Origin of the sequence: Mesorhizobium sp. LCM 4576 (genome assembly GCF_001854815.1) — a bacterium.
In the GTDB taxonomy this organism is placed as follows: domain Bacteria; phylum Pseudomonadota; class Alphaproteobacteria; order Rhizobiales; family Rhizobiaceae; genus Mesorhizobium; species Mesorhizobium plurifarium.
The window spans coordinates 89,684-103,268 of record NZ_MDDT01000015.1; the positions used below are offsets into that span (position 1 = coordinate 89,684).

Annotated in this window: 16 protein-coding genes; 12 read left to right on the forward strand and 4 right to left on the reverse strand. The window is 64.7% G+C overall.

What is annotated here, in order from left to right:
• Positions 1 to 33 precede the first annotated feature (33 nt).
• Together LCM4576_RS07520 and LCM4576_RS07525 are read right to left on the reverse strand one after the other, a co-directional pair.
• Entirely contained in the window at positions 34 to 1,212 is a 1,179-nt protein-coding gene (locus LCM4576_RS07520; RefSeq protein WP_116390034.1) for a tetratricopeptide repeat protein, read from the reverse strand.
• A 1-nt stretch (position 1,213) separates the two neighbouring features.
• On the reverse strand, positions 1,214 to 1,861 hold the full coding sequence (locus LCM4576_RS07525) for a thiamine phosphate synthase (RefSeq protein ID WP_071031423.1): 648 nt from the start codon (positions 1,859 to 1,861) through the stop codon (positions 1,214 to 1,216).
• A 211-nt stretch (positions 1,862 to 2,072) separates the two neighbouring features.
• On the opposite strand from LCM4576_RS07525, the gene LCM4576_RS07530 reads away from it, so the two are divergent.
• The 3 genes from LCM4576_RS07530 (at position 2,073) to LCM4576_RS07540 (ending at position 4,243) form a co-directional block, all read left to right on the forward strand.
• Positions 2,073 to 2,804, forward strand: a complete 732-nt coding sequence (locus tag LCM4576_RS07530) for a bifunctional 2-polyprenyl-6-hydroxyphenol methylase/3-demethylubiquinol 3-O-methyltransferase UbiG (protein ID WP_071031425.1) — start codon at positions 2,073 to 2,075, stop codon at positions 2,802 to 2,804.
• Positions 2,805 to 2,915: 111 nt separating this feature from the next.
• Positions 2,916 to 3,314, forward strand: coding sequence for a GFA family protein (locus LCM4576_RS07535; RefSeq protein WP_083361347.1), 399 nt, complete (start codon positions 2,916 to 2,918; stop codon positions 3,312 to 3,314).
• A gap of 167 nt (positions 3,315 to 3,481) precedes the next feature.
• Complete coding sequence (locus LCM4576_RS07540; RefSeq protein WP_041000937.1) at positions 3,482 to 4,243, forward strand: sulfite exporter TauE/SafE family protein; 762 nt, start codon at positions 3,482 to 3,484, stop codon at positions 4,241 to 4,243.
• A 37-nt stretch (positions 4,244 to 4,280) separates the two neighbouring features.
• On the opposite strand, the gene LCM4576_RS07545 is transcribed toward LCM4576_RS07540, so the two are convergent.
• Positions 4,281 to 4,832 carry a DUF2269 family protein gene (locus LCM4576_RS07545; RefSeq protein ID WP_071031429.1) on the reverse strand — a complete coding sequence of 184 codons (552 nt, stop codon included), beginning with the start codon at positions 4,830 to 4,832 and terminating at the stop codon, positions 4,281 to 4,283.
• Between the two features lie 559 nt (positions 4,833 to 5,391).
• Here LCM4576_RS07545 and LCM4576_RS07550 point away from each other — a divergent pair.
• From LCM4576_RS07550 to LCM4576_RS07585, 8 genes are all read left to right on the forward strand, one after another.
• Positions 5,392 to 5,922 carry a DUF1465 family protein gene (locus tag LCM4576_RS07550; protein WP_071031431.1) on the forward strand — a complete coding sequence of 177 codons (531 nt, stop codon included), beginning with the start codon at positions 5,392 to 5,394 and terminating at the stop codon, positions 5,920 to 5,922.
• 284 nt (positions 5,923 to 6,206) lie between these two features.
• Positions 6,207 to 7,271, forward strand: coding sequence for a glycosyltransferase family 2 protein (locus LCM4576_RS07555; protein ID WP_071031433.1), 1,065 nt, complete (start codon positions 6,207 to 6,209; stop codon positions 7,269 to 7,271).
• 133 nt (positions 7,272 to 7,404) lie between these two features.
• On the forward strand, positions 7,405 to 7,914 hold the full coding sequence (gene ruvC / locus LCM4576_RS07560) for a crossover junction endodeoxyribonuclease RuvC (protein ID WP_071031435.1): 510 nt from the start codon (positions 7,405 to 7,407) through the stop codon (positions 7,912 to 7,914).
• Between the two features lie 54 nt (positions 7,915 to 7,968).
• Positions 7,969 to 8,238 (forward strand): AbrB/MazE/SpoVT family DNA-binding domain-containing protein, encoded by a 270-nt coding sequence (locus LCM4576_RS07565; RefSeq protein WP_040991680.1) that lies wholly within the window; start codon positions 7,969 to 7,971, stop codon positions 8,236 to 8,238.
• On the forward strand, positions 8,216 to 8,635 hold the full coding sequence (locus LCM4576_RS07570; RefSeq protein WP_040991681.1) for a type II toxin-antitoxin system VapC family toxin: 420 nt from the start codon (positions 8,216 to 8,218) through the stop codon (positions 8,633 to 8,635). Before LCM4576_RS07565 ends, LCM4576_RS07570 begins: the two co-directional genes overlap by 23 nt.
• Before the next feature lie 10 nt (positions 8,636 to 8,645).
• On the forward strand, positions 8,646 to 9,266 hold the full coding sequence (gene ruvA, locus LCM4576_RS07575; RefSeq protein WP_040991682.1) for a Holliday junction branch migration protein RuvA: 621 nt from the start codon (positions 8,646 to 8,648) through the stop codon (positions 9,264 to 9,266).
• 43 nt (positions 9,267 to 9,309) lie between these two features.
• Positions 9,310 to 10,347: a Holliday junction branch migration DNA helicase RuvB gene (ruvB, locus tag LCM4576_RS07580; RefSeq protein WP_071031436.1), complete on the forward strand. Its 1,038-nt coding sequence runs from the start codon at positions 9,310 to 9,312 to the stop codon at positions 10,345 to 10,347.
• A gap of 134 nt (positions 10,348 to 10,481) precedes the next feature.
• A complete protein-coding gene (locus tag LCM4576_RS07585) occupies positions 10,482 to 11,384 on the forward strand; it encodes a metallophosphoesterase (RefSeq protein WP_071031438.1) in 903 nt (300 codons plus the stop codon).
• A 37-nt stretch (positions 11,385 to 11,421) separates the two neighbouring features.
• Here the strand turns inward: LCM4576_RS07585 and LCM4576_RS07590 are convergent, their stop codons facing one another.
• The gene (locus LCM4576_RS07590) at positions 11,422 to 12,672 is read right to left on the reverse strand and encodes a glycoside hydrolase family 5 protein (protein WP_071031439.1); all 1,251 of its coding nucleotides are present in this window, start codon (positions 12,670 to 12,672) and stop codon (positions 11,422 to 11,424) included.
• A gap of 127 nt (positions 12,673 to 12,799) precedes the next feature.
• Between LCM4576_RS07590 and ybgC the strand changes: the two genes are divergently transcribed.
• On the forward strand, positions 12,800 to 13,270 hold the full coding sequence (gene ybgC / locus LCM4576_RS07595; RefSeq protein WP_071031441.1) for a tol-pal system-associated acyl-CoA thioesterase: 471 nt from the start codon (positions 12,800 to 12,802) through the stop codon (positions 13,268 to 13,270).
• The last annotated feature ends 315 nt before the right edge of the window (positions 13,271 to 13,585 follow it).

Consider the following 13,585-nt stretch of genomic DNA (forward strand, 5'->3'; position numbering starts at 1 on the left):
GCGGCCCGGACATGCCGTCCCCGGCGCCACGCGTCAAGGCAGGCGGTTGGCCTTCTGCAGCGCCTGCTTGGTCTGATCGTCGTCGAGGCCCTGCAGGAAATCGTCCATCCGCGGGTCGATCAGCCCGGCGCGGCGGGCGACGATGTACCAGGCGCCGGCGAGGATCAGGTCCGGGTCGGTGCCGATGCCGCCCATATAGAGCTTGGCGAGGCGGTTCTGGGCGGCGACATTGCCGCCTTGCGCCGCCCGCTTCATCCAGGCAAAGCCCGATTTCAGGTCGCGCCCGCCGCCGCGTCCCTCGATCATCCAGGTGGCGAGGTCGATCTGCGCGGTGTCATAGTTCTGCCGCGCCGCCTGCGCCAGCAGCATGCGTGCCTGGGCGTCGTCATGCGGCTTGCCGCCGGCCCCGTTGGCATAGAGCTGCGCCATCGCGTATTGCGCGTCGGCAAGTCCGGTGGCGGCCGCGCGCTCATAGTAGACGGCGGCCTTCGCAAGGCCGGCATCGCCGGGATCCTGCTGGACGAGCAGTTGCGCGAAGTTGAACTGCGCAAGCCGGTTGCCGGCCTCGGCCGAGGCTTGCATCAGGGCGAAGGCGCCCTTTTCGTCCTTCTTCACGTAGCGGCCGTCCAACAGCATCAGCGCATATTGGAACTGCGCCTCCGGCACGCCCTGTTCGGCCGCCAGCGCATACCATTTCGCGGCCTCGGCCGGATTGAGCGGCACACCCAGTCCGCGCGACAGGATTTCGGCCACGAGCGTCTCGGCCGCCGGATCGCCGTTCTTGGCGCGCTCCATGGCAAGGTTGTAGGCGGTCTTGTAAAGGCCGCGCTGGAAGGCGCCGTAGGCGGCGTCCGGCTGCTTGGCGCCGAAGCGGTCGGGATTGACGGTGTCGGCCGATGGCGGCGTCATGGTGGCCGGCTGCGGCAAGGTGTTCTGGATCGGCTTGTCGATATGCGGGCCGGCGCCGAACCTGCTCGGATCCGGCGCGCCGGTGTCCGGCGCGGCTGTGTCCGGCGTGCCTGCGTTGGGTGTGGCTGTATTCGGCGTGCCTGCATCCGGCTTGGCTGCATACGGCTGGGCTGCGTCGGGTGCGCTCTTGTCCGGCGCATTCGTCTCCGGCCGCGGCTGCGGCAACGGGACGGTCTCGGCCGCCATCGCGGCCTGCGCAAGCAGGCCGGCCAGGACCACCAGGCAAGGGCCACGCAGGCGCATGTCAGTCCTCGAAACGCGGCGCGGTTTCATCGAGCAGCGCGTTGGCGGCGGCGATCGCCGCCCGGGGGTCGCGACCGTCGGCAAAGACGGCGCTGGACAGCGCCACGAACTCGGCGCCGGTCGCGGCCACCGTCTCGACGGAAGCAAGCTCGGAGCCGCCCATGACGATGCAGGGGATCGAAATCATCTCCGCCCACCATTCGCCGAGGGCGAGGTTGCGATGATGCGGCTCCGGCTTGTTGTCATAGCCGAAACGGCCGAAGAACATGTAGTCAGGCCGCTCCTCGCCGAGCTCCAGCGCCTCGTCGCGGGTCTTGGCGCCGCCGGCGCCGACCATCATCTTGCCGGCCAGGCGCTCGATCGTCTCGGCAAGCTCCTTGGGTTTTGCTTCGACATGGATGCCGTCGGCCTGGACGCGCCCGGCGATGCGGCTGTCGCCGGCGATGATGACGGCGATGCCGGCGCCTTGGGCGATCGGCACGATCCTCTCGGCGAAGGCCTGGAAGGAAGCGTCGTCCATGCCGTTGTCGGGCAGGATCAGCGAGGCGATGTCGCCGCCCTCGAAGGCCGCGCAGATCTGCTCCGCCGGCACGAGCGGCGGCGCGATCAGCACGATACGGCAGCGGTTGGGCKGGTTTGCGTCGTTCATTGGCCTTCGATCCCGGTTTCGCCTATGCCGGGCGAACATGGTTGCATTGCGGCATAGAGCAAAGGGAGCGGCTTGAACAGTCGGCCGCGCGGGGGCCGCGGCCAAAATGCTTAACCATTGCTGCGGCTTGCGTCGCCTTTCGGGTTTCGCGGAGGGCGTTGGAAGCCGAGAGGCCGTCCGCTAAATACCCGGCAAGAGCAGGAACAGACACATGGCGCAAAACATCTACGACCGTCCGGAATTCTTCGAAGGCTATAGCCGCCTCGGCCGCTCGGTCGAGGGCCTGAACGGCGCGCCCGAATGGCCGGCGCTGCGCGCCATGCTGCCCGACGTCGATGGCTTGCGCGTCGTCKATCTCGGCTGCGGCTTCGGCTGGTTCTGCCGCTGGGCGCGCGCGCATGGCGCGAGCGAGGTCCTCGGCCTCGACCTGTCGGAAAAGATGCTTGCGCGGGCACGCGCCGCCGGCGCCGATGATGCCCTCACCTACCGGCGCGCCGACCTCGATGAGCTCAGCCTGCCGAAGGCGCGCTTCAACCTCGCCTACAGCTCGCTTGCCTTGCACTATGTCGGCGATGCCGCGCGCCTGTTCGCGACCGTCCACCAGGCCCTGGTTCCAGGCGGAGCCTTCGTCTTCTCGACGGAACATCCGATCTATATGGCGCCGACCAACCCGGGTTGGTCCGTCGATGCCGCTGGCCGGAAGACATGGCCGGTCGACCGGTATCTGGTCGAGGGACCGCGCACCACCGACTGGTTCACCAAGGGCGTGGTCAAGCATCACCGCACCATCGGCACCACGCTGAATTTGCTGATCCAGGCCGGCTTCGCCATCGGGCATGTCGAGGAATTCCGTCCGACGGACGCGCAGATCGCCGCCCGGCCGGAACTGGCCGAAGAGCTCGAGCGGCCGATGTTCCTGCTGGTCCAGGCGCGGCGAAGCTAATCGCCAGCTCCGAATGTCGGGATCAGGCGCCAGTCCGGCGCATTCCTTGGCGACTCCCGCGCGTACCCCGCACTAGTCTGAGCCGTCGTTGCTGCCTCGAGGAGGTTTCGCATGCGTGGTCGTTGCTTTTGCGGCGCAATTGCTTTTGAAGTCGATGGCCCGGCACAGGCCTGCGTGGTCTGCCATTGTGAAAGTTGCCGGCGGCAGTGTTCCGCGCCGATGACAACCTACATTGGCGTCCTGGACGGCCAGTGGCGATGGCTGGRCAAGCCACCGAAGGTGTTCAACTCTTCTCCCGGCGTGGAAAGAACATTTTGCGATCACTGCGGTTCGCCGCTTTCCTTCCRCTCAAAGAACATGTCCGGCGTCATGCATTTCTTTGCCGCGGCGATGACGGAGCCGGAAAAGTTTGCGCCTACGCTGCATGTCGCTTTCGAGGAGAAGCTGCCTTGGCTGATGYTCGCCGACGGACTGCCGAGACGCTTTGGGYCTGACTATACGAAGGGCTAGGTGTCAGCTCCCGAGCGTGATGGTRCATCATCAAGCTGAGTCGTCAGGATGAGGAAGCCCAATATCGGGCCGGCATAGCGGATGCCGGCATTGGCATTAATGACTATCCCGGCGGCCCTGTTCTGCGCTATGGCTGGGTTCCCGCCTTCTCCAACCTTCCTTTGCCGATGTCAGGCCTGCTCAGCGATCCGTGGTTCTATGCCGCCGCCATTCCGGCGGTGATCCTTGTCGGCCTGTCGAAAGGCGGCTTCGGCGGCGCCGTCGGCTTCGTCGGCGTGCCGCTGATGGCGCTGGCCATGCCGCCGGTTCAGGCGGCCGCCATCCTGCTGCCGATCCTGTGCCTGATGGACATCGTTTCGGTGTGGACCTGGTGGGGCGTCTACGACCGCAAGATGCTGGTCGATATGATGCCTGGCGCCGTCATCGGCATCGGGCTCGGCTGGCTGACCGCGGCTCTGGTCACCGAGGAGATGGTGCGGCTGATCGTCGGCGCCGTCGCGCTGGTGTTCGTGCTGCGCTGGATCTACCTGCAGTTCCGCCACGGCGCCGACCATGCGGCGGAGCCGAACCGCGTCGCCGCCGCCTTCTGGGGCACGGTCGCCGGCTTCACCAGCTTCGTTGCCCATGTCGGCGGTCCGCCCTTCCAGGTCTATGCGTTGCCGATCCGGCTCGATCCGAAGGTGCTGTCGGGAACCGCGGCGATCTTCTTTGCCGCCACCAATGCGCTGAAGCTCGTCCCCTATTTCGCGCTCGGCCAGTTCGACGCCACCAACCTGATCGCGTCGGCCGCGCTGATGCCGCTGGCGCCGTTGTCGACGATCGCCGGCGCCTGGCTGGTGCGCCGCATGCGGCCTGAGGTCTTCTATCCGTTCACCTACGCCACCGTCGCGGTGGTCGCCGTCAAGCTGCTGTGGGACGGCTTGATGTAGAAGCGAATCGGCCATCCTGCCGCCTCGCTCCAGACAATCAGGCGGCGCTCGGCACCATCTGGCGGCTGCCGCCGAAGGCGAGCGCGGCGCCCAGCGCAACCACCATCGCCATGCCGGCAAGAACGCCGATGTCGTGCAAAGYGGGCTTCAGCACCATGTCGGCGATGATCACCAGCATCACCGCGTAGTCGAGGCGCGCCCAGCTCATCATGCGCTGACCGATGGCGAGAACGGCGGGCGTCACRCCGTCCTTGGCGACCATGGCACCCATGCGCTCGCCGGTCGGCTTGAAGATCAGCATGCCGATCGAGAAGGTCGTGGCGTAGCCGACGAGGCCGATGACGATCCACAGCTCGGTGAAKCCGACCCAGAAGCCGCACATGATCAGCCCGAAGACCAGCGTCAGCATCGACATYGGCGCGAAGAACCTGCCGCCAAGCTGTCCGCTGGCGCGCATTGCCAGCAGCTTGTCCTCGATGTTGCCGGCGCGCTCGGCCAGCACGCCGAGCAGGAACAGCACGAAGCCGCCGCCGACCCACAAAACAGCCGAAACGACGTGAAGGAATTTGACGATCGAATACCAATCCATGGTTTGCTCCCGGATATCCCGCGTGATTTTCAAAGGGCGCGGACACGCGCRCCGCTTCAGAGGAGCGGCCTTTTGCGCGGCGCGTGTTTCGGAACGATGCCGCCGCAGCGGCCAACATGTTTCGATGGCCACGGTTGGCGTTCGAAAATCCGGTTTTCAGAGGGTCCCGGGAAGCGAAGCCGCTGTCCTGTTCCGGCACAGGAAAGTCCGTTCGCTCAAAAATTCCACCCGGCGTTAAGGGTTCATTAAGCTTTACGGGCGTTTACTATGCCCATCCAGTTTTGCTGGATTCTTACCGAGTGGTTGGAGCCACTTTGTTTGACGCCTCCCTGTTAAACTCCTGAGAGCCGCCTTATCCGCGGCTCTTTTTTTGTCCGCAGGCAGCACGCCGGCGTCATCCGCCGGCGGATGGCTGCAGCGCGGYCGGCGTTAACCGTTTGTTAAACATGCGCTTGCCTTCATGGGCGTCGAAGCGCATTTTCAAGCCTCAGTCATTTAAGGGTGCGGCCGTGTCGGCAAGGATTGCCGAATCGGCTGGCGGCAGTGCAGGGGCGTATCGATGAACGAGCCTTCGAAGGGCAGCGCGAAAACCGTCAAGCTGGCGGAGCGCCGGGTTTTCTCCCAATCCTTCAAGCCGCTCTACCAGGAAGGCATGGGGCTGGTCGAGCAGGCCGCCGAGTATCTCGATGGCAAGGGCAGRCTCGAAGCCAAGAAATTGTCGCGCACGGYCGCGACCCTCTATGCGGCCGAGTCGATGCGGCTGACCACGAGGCTCATGCAGGTCGCCTCCTGGCTGCTTTTGCAGCGGGCGGCGAATTCCGGCGAGATGACGCGCGATCAGGTGGCCTCGGAGAAGTCCAAGGTACGGCTCGACACGGCGTCCGCGCATGACGAGGCGCTTGGCTGGAACGAGCTGCCCACGGATTTTCTGGACCTCGTGAYGCGCTCGCTGCGCCTGCAGTCGCTGGTGCGGCGCATGGACGAGGAAWTCTATGGCGGCGTCATCAGCGACACGCATGCACCCGGGCGGCGGGCCAACCCGGTTTCCGACCAGATCAGCCTTTTGAACACGGCGTTCGCGCGCGGCTGACATCGCGTTTGCAACGATAGCGTCGCGCAGAATCGGTCCCTCACCGAGCCGCGACTTGACGAGCCGTTCTGGCTGYAAATCGAGCGCCCGCGATTCTGRCTGCGCTCGATATTGCGGCAGCTGTCATCGCATTTGAAGGCCAAGCCGGCCTTTGCGGGGAATATGACCCTTGCCTTGAAGCGACGGGACCCTAGTTGGGGCCGTTCGCCGCAGCCGGGTCGACCGAGCCGGTTCTGCAGGAATCACCGTCACTGTGACCAAAGCAGATTGCGAGGCTTGATCCCGTGCATTCGCCATTGGACCGCATTCCGGTATCGATCATCATCCCCAACTATAATTACGAGCAGTTCCTGGGACGCGCCATCGACAGCGCGTTGGAGCAGGATCACCGAAATGTCGAGGTCGTGGTCGTCGACGACGCATCGACGGATGCGTCGGTGGCCGTCATCGAATCCTATGGCGATAAGATCCGTCCGTGCCTCAGGCGCAGGAATGGTGGGCATGGCGCAGCGTTCAATACCGGGTTCGAGGCGAGCACCGGGGAGATCATTCTTTTTCTCGACGCCGACGATTATCTCTATCCGAACGCCGTCTCCGAGGTCCTGGACGAGTGGGACGCGGATGTCGCCCAGGCGCAATTCCGACTGCATCTCGTCGATGAGAACCAGCATATCAAGGATGTCTTTCCCCCTCCGGAACAGCCGTTCGATTCAGGCGACGTCGTTCCGGAATTGTTGCGTAAGGGGCGGTACCGGACGACGGTGACAAGCGGGCTGGCGTTCGACCGCGAGGCGCTGGAACCGATAATGCCCATGCCTGAAAGCGATTTCCGGCAAGGCGCCGACGGCTATCTCGCGACGCTCGCGCCGCTGCACGGAGAGGTGAAAGCCATCGACACCTGCCTTGGCGCCTACCGCATCCACGGCTCCAACCATTCGGTCTTTGCCGAAAAGCTTGCCGAGCGGGCGCGCTGGYGCGTCGAGCATGACTTCCGCCGCCTCGAAGCCTTATCCGACCGGGCGGCCGAGATCGGTTTGACCGTGCCAGCGGATGCCGGCCTTCACGATCCGGTTCATCTGGAAGAGCGGCTGGCTTCGCTCTGCGTCGACGAGCCCCAGCATCCGGTTGAAACCGACTCCCGGCTGGGACTGGCAAGAGCGGGCGCTACCGCCAGCCTGGAAATGAACGCATCCTGGCGGCGGCGGGCCACCCTGGCGGCCTGGTTCCTCAGCATCGGAATCCTGCCGCGGCGCATGGGCAATGCGGTCCTGGCGTGGAAGCTGGTCGCATCGTCCAGGCCGGCATTCCTCGCGCGGCTGTCGAAAACCATCCGTCGCGTGACGAATTAGATCCTGGGATTGGACGGGCTAGCCCGCGACCGCCGCTTCGATCGGCTTTTCGGTTGCGTTCTTGAGGTCGCAATTGTTTCTGGTTTGTTCACATTTTGCTGGCATCGCTTGCCGCCACGGCTAGACTTGGCACATGGGGGAAGCGATTCGCATCATCGGCATCGATCCGGGGCTGAGGCGCACCGGCTGGGGTATTGTCGACAGCGTGGGCAATTCACTGCGCTTCGTCGCGTCCGGCACGGTGCGGTCCGACGACAAGGCGCCGCTGGCGACAAGGCTCTGCCAGCTGCATGACGGCTTGGCCGAGGTGCTGCACCAGGCCATGCCGCATGAGGCGGCGGTCGAGCAGACCTTCGTCAACAAGGACGCGACCGCGACGCTGAAGCTCGGCCAGGCGCGCGGCATCGCCATGCTGGTGCCGGCGCGGGCCGGGCTGGTGGTTGCCGAATACGCCCCCAACGCCGTCAAGAAGGCGGTCATCGGTGTCGGTCACGGCGAGAAGAAGCAGATCCATATGATGGTCAAAGTGCTGATGCCGAAGGCCGTCTTCGACACCGACGACGCCGCCGACGCCCTTGCCATCGCCATCTGCCATGCGCATCACCGTCCGAGCGTCGCCTATCGCATGGCGGTGGCGGGGTAGGTGTTCTTGACTTGTTCTCATTTGGGGCRTAGGTAATACCTGCGAGGTATTACCATGCGGGTGACCACCAAGGGGCAAGTCACGATCCCCAAGCAGATAAGAGACCATTTGGGTATCGGCCCGGGCTCCGAGGTGGAGTTCGTGGCGACCGACGAGGGTGCCCGGCTTGTCGCCGTCAACGAAAACATTTCGGAGGAGGAAGCTGCCCGCAAATTCAGGGAGGTCCTCGACAAGATGGAGGGAACGCTGGATTTGGGCGGCATGACGACGGACGAGTATATGGAGTGGTTGAGGGGACCGCGTGAAAATCTCGACGTTGATTGACACAAACGTGCTCATTGACGTCTGGGGCCCGGCCGGGCCGCTGACGGAATGGTCTTCGTCCGCGATTATMTCCTGCCGACGCGATGGCGCGTTGGTCATCAACAGCATCGTCTGGTCCGAGCTTGCTCCTCTGGTCGCTTCCGAAGCAATGCTGAGGAAAGCAGCCGAGAGACTGGAAATGGATCGCGAGTTTTTGCCTTGGGAAGCCGCATTCCTGGCTGGGGCGGCACATTCCCGCTATCGGCGGGCCGGCGGTGTTCGAGAGCGGACTTTGCCCGACTTCTTCATCGGCGCGCATGCGGCCGTTGCCGGGCATCGTCTGTTGACGCGCGACGCACCTCGCTACCGCAGCTATTTCCCCGATCTCGAAATTATCTCTCCGGAAACGCATCCATGAAGGCCAAGCCATGATCGGCAAGCTGAAAGGCACGCTGGAGGAGATCGACGAAGATAGCTGCGTCATCGACGTGCATGGCGTCGGCTATGTCGCCCATTGCTCGGCGCGCACGCTTGCCGCGCTGCCGTCGCCCGGTGAGGCGGTGGTGCTGTTCATCGAGACCTATGTGCGCGAGGACATGATCCGGCTCTACGGCTTCCAGACCGGACTGGAGCGCGAGTGGTTCCGCCTCTTGATGAACAATGTGCAGGGCGTCGGCGCCAAGGTGGCGCTGGCGGTGCTGTCGACGCTGGCGCCGGCCGATCTCGCCAACGCGATCGCCCTGCGCGACATCGCGATGGTTTCCCGCGCGCCCGGCGTCGGCAAGAAGGTGGCCGAGCGCATCGTCACCGAATTGCGCACCAAGGCGCCGGCCTATGCGGGTGCTGCCACCGGYACGATCGGCCTCAAGCAGGAGCTTGGCGAAGGGGTCGCGGCCGCGCCGATCACCGATGCGGTCTCGGCGCTCGTCAATCTCGGCTATTCGCGCGACATCGCGGCGAACGCGGTTGCCGCGGCGCTGAAATCGGCGGGCGAGGGCGCGGACGCGTCCAAGCTGATCCGCTTCGGGCTGAAGGAACTGGCGCGGTGAGGCGACGCTTGTCCCGCCACCGGTCCTATGCAAGGAAGGCGGCATGAGCCTTTCGCCCCGCCTCATTGCTCCCGACAAGCGCGGCGAGGATGCCGACCAGACGCTGCGGCCGCAGTCGCTCGACGAGTTCGTCGGCCAGGCGGCGGTGCGCGCCAATCTCAAGGTTTTCGTCGATGCCGCCAAGAGTCGCGGCGAGGCGCTCGACCACGTCTTGTTCGTCGGCCCGCCCGGGCTCGGCAAGACGACGCTGGCGCAGATCATGGCGCGCGAGCTCGGCGTCAATTTCCGTTCGACCTCCGGCCCGGTCATCGCCAAGGCCGGCGACCTCGCCGCGCTGCTCACCAATCTCGACGAACGCGACGTCCTCTTCATCGACGAGATCCATCGCCTCAATCCGGCAGTCGAGGAAATCCTCTATCCGGCGATGGAGGATTTCCAGCTCGACCTGATCATCGGCGAGGGGCCGGCGGCGCGCTCGGTCAAGATCGACCTCGCCCGTTTCACCTTGGTCGCGGCAACAACCCGGCTCGGGCTCCTGACCAATCCACTGCGCGACCGCTTCGGCATTCCGGTGCGGCTCAATTTCTACACGGTCGAGGAGCTGGAGCAGATCGTGCGGCGCGGCGCCCGGATTCTCTCGATGCCACTCGGCGACGACGGCGCGGCGGAGATCGCGCGCCGCGCCCGCGGCACGCCGCGCATCGCCGGCCGGCTGTTGCGCCGGGTGCGCGACTTCGCCAGCGTCGCCGGCGCCGCGCATGTCGACAGGAAGATCGCCGACGAGGCGCTGACCAGGCTGGAGGTCGACGCGCTGGGCCTCGACGCGCTCGACCGCCGCTATTTGTCGATGATCGCGCGCAATTTCGGCGGCGGCCCGGTTGGCATCGAGACGATCGCTGCCGGGCTCTCCGAGCCGCGCGACGCGATCGAGGACATCATCGAGCCCTATCTCATCCAGCAGGGCTTCATCCAGCGCACGCCGCGCGGCCGCGTGCTGACCGCCAATGCCTGGCGCCATCTCGGCCTCGATCCGCCCAAGGACATCGCCCAGCAGCAGATCAGCCTGTTCCAGGAAGAGTAACGCAGATTTGTTCGCCGTTCGGCCGAGCGGCGGGCCGATCTGCGCAGAATCTGCGCGCCTTGGCCTAGCTCAGGGCGCAATTGCCGCCTTTAAGGCAGCTCCCTGATAGATTCCCAAGGGGCTTGGGCCGATCCATGATCACCAGACGCGCCTTCCTGCGCCTCGTCGGCGGCTCGGCCTTCGCCATGGTGTCGCTCGGCGCCTATGCGGTCGGCATCGAGCCGATGCTGCTGACCCATGTGAAGCGCTACACGCTGACGCCGCCGCATTGGCCGGCCGGACTCAAGCTGCGCGTCGTGGCGCTTGCCGACATCCACGCCTGCCGGCCGTGGATGACGCCGGAACGGATCGCAGCGCTTGCCGAACAGGCCAATGYGCTGCAGCCGGATCTTATCGTCCTGCTGGGTGATTACACCGCTGGAACCAAGATCGTGACAGGCTCGGTGCGGGTGGCGGAATGGGCCGAGGCGCTGTCCGGGCTGAAGGCGCGGCTCGGCGTGCTGTCGATCCTTGGCAACCACGACTGGTKGACCGATTTCTTTGCGCAGCGCGCGGAAGCCGGCCCGACCCAGTCGCGCAAGGCGCTCGAGCATGTCGGAATCCCGGTGCTGGAAAACGACGTCGTGCGGCTGGAAAAGGACGGGCATGGTTTCTGGATCRCCGGGCTTGCCGATCAGCTCGCGCTGCTGCCGAACAAAGCCAAGGGACGCGAGAGCTTCCAGGGCTTCGACGACCTCCCCGGCACCTTGGCCAAGATCCAAGGAGGCGAGCCGATCATCCTGCTCGCCCATGAGCCGGACATTTTTCCAAAAGTGCCATGGCGAGTTTCRTTGACCTTGTCCGGGCACACGCATGGCGGGCAGGTACGGGTGTTTGGCTATTCACCGGTGGTGCCTTCGGACTACGGCAACCGTTTCGCCTATGGCCATGTCGTGGAGAACGACCGTAACCTGATCGTTTCCGGCGGACTTGGTTTCAGCATCCTGCCGGTGCGTTTTGGCGTGCGGCCGGAGATCCTGCAGATCGATCTCGGCTAAGGCGCGTTGATGTTCAGGTGAGACCTTGGTTTGTTGCTTACCGCAGCGACCTAATCATATCCATCACTTCGGGTTCCGCCTTCTCGCCGTCGAACGCGTCGACGATGCCGAAGGCGCCGCCATAGCTCCACACCGACCAGGAGAAGCCATGCGCCTCGGCGCGGGCGATCATGTCGCGCACATAGGCGGCGCGGTATGCGGCCGGCATGACGAAGCCGTTGCCGTATTCCTTGCGGATCATGCCGAATTCGCCGAGCGTGATATCCTGCGGCTTGACGCCATTGGCCTTCGCCCAGGCGTCGACCGTCCTGAACGGCGCATCCATGACGGCGGCCAGCTTCTCGGGACTGTYCATCGCTGCCACCTGTTCGTCGAGATAGGCGAGCATGCYGCTCTGCCGCGCCCAGGGCGCCTCGGCCCTGATCCGGTCGCGGATCGTGTCTAGCGTCATGTCCAATTGCGCCTTCGGAACGGCTGTCAGCGGATAGGGCAGGCCGGTGACGTATTGGATGAAATCGCCGGCCCAGGTCGCGCCCTGATGCGTCAAAAGGAATGGATCGTAGGAGTGGAAGGCCCAGATGATGTTATCGTCCGCGATCGCCTTCGGATCGACCTTCGCCAAGGAGGCTGCGTTCGAGTAGCAGCCGCCGGTGAGCACAAGCGTCAGCCTTGTGGCGGAAGCGCGCGCGGCCGCGAAAAGCTGCTTCTGGCGGTCGGGCCAAAGACTGGTCGCGTCCTCGTCGCAATCGACGATCGGCTCGTTCATCAGTTCCAGCGCGACAAGCCGCGGGTCTTCCCTGGCGAGTGTCTTTGCCATGGCGCGCACGACGTCGACATACGCGTCGAACGTCGCTGGATTGTCCATCACCTCGCTCATGCCGATCTTGCGATTGCCGCCGGCGGGAATCAGATGCAGGTCGACGACCACTTTCAGGCCGGCGCGGTTGATCATGCGCGCGGAGTCCAGGACGCTGGCAAAGAGGTCGCCGCGAAGGGCCGCGGTCCGGTCCGAGAGAAAAGGCGCGGGATCGACCGGCATGCGCAGGAAGTCGAAGCCTGCATCCTTCAGCGCCTCGAGATCGTCCGCCTTGAGGAATTTGCGCCACTCCGGATAAGGCAGGATCGCCTGGCGCTCCCCCCATTTGTCCTCGGCCGGCCAGGTCACCCACTGGTCGAGATTGAGGCCGCGTTTCATCGAGAACGTCGCCGCCCCGGCCGGAAGCGCCAGCGTGGCGAGCGCACAAAACGCCGCCATCAAGGTCTTGATCATCGTGCCCAACAGTGCCATCCCGTTCCCGCGCGAGACTATGCGTATCGCCCAAAACTGTGGAGCGGTTTGAGGCAACGGCACGCGCAAAGATTCCTAAAGCCCGTCGGGCTTTAGGTGCCTTTCTGGGCCGAAAAAGGAAAGCGCGATGGACGATCATGGTGAATCGGCGGCGCTCGTCGCCGGACTTTCCGGAGCGCTGACGGATTTCGGCCACCGGCTGATGGCGAGGGTCTACTATGCCGACACCGATTTCTCCGGCGTCGTCTATCATGCGCGCTATCTCGAATTCCTCGAACGCGGCCGCTCCGACTATCTGAGGCTGACCGGCGTCCACCACACCGAGCTCCTGGACGGCAAGCATGGCGAGCGCATCGTCTGGGTGGTCCGGCGCATGGAGATCGACTTCCGCTCGCCGGCGCGCATGGACGATATCCTCACCATCGACACGCGCACCGACGACATTTCCGGCGCCCGCATCTTCATGGGCCAGCAGTTGAAGCGCGGCGGCGACGTGCTTGTGGAGGCTAGGGTGGAAGCGGCGATCGTCGGTGAAAGCGGCCGCCCGAAGCGCTTCCCGAAGGAGTGGGTTGCTGCTTTCATGCCCAAGGGACGTTGATATTCAGGTGAGGCCGGCCTGCAAATGGTGGCTTCCTGCGCTTCCGGTGCTCACGTACCTAAAAGTACGCTCCGCTCCGGTTCTCGGAATCCGCCATTTTCGACTCGGYCTGACCTGAATCTCAACGCCCCTCGACGCTAACGCCCCGAGACTAAGCGCGGCAATGCGCCGCGCCTTACGTCCTAACCCATCCTTAACCATAACGGTTCATGAAGGAATTGGCGAAGATTGGCGCAATTCGTGCGCCTTCCTTTCACCAATATTTGCCTCGAAAAGGCCGCGAAACGGTGCATTCGGGGCTTATCCCGCAAGCTT

Bases quoted from the DNA above. Each gene is read 5' to 3' on its own strand.
- ruvB (WP_071031436.1), top strand. From the start codon at position 9,310: ATGAGCCTTTCGCCCCGCCTCATTGCTCCCGACAAGCGCGGCGAGGAT.
- LCM4576_RS07540 (WP_041000937.1), top strand. From the start codon at position 3,482: ATGTCAGGCCTGCTCAGCGATCCGTGGTTCTATGCCGCCGCCATTCCG.
- LCM4576_RS07520 (WP_116390034.1), bottom strand. From the start codon at position 1,212: ATGCGCCTGCGTGGCCCTTGCCTGGTGGTCCTGGCCGGCCTGCTTGCG.
- ruvC (WP_071031435.1), top strand. From the start codon at position 7,405: ATGGGGGAAGCGATTCGCATCATCGGCATCGATCCGGGGCTGAGGCGC.
- ybgC (WP_071031441.1), top strand. From the start codon at position 12,800: ATGGACGATCATGGTGAATCGGCGGCGCTCGTCGCCGGACTTTCCGGA.
- LCM4576_RS07565 (WP_040991680.1), top strand. From the start codon at position 7,969: ATGCGGGTGACCACCAAGGGGCAAGTCACGATCCCCAAGCAGATAAGA.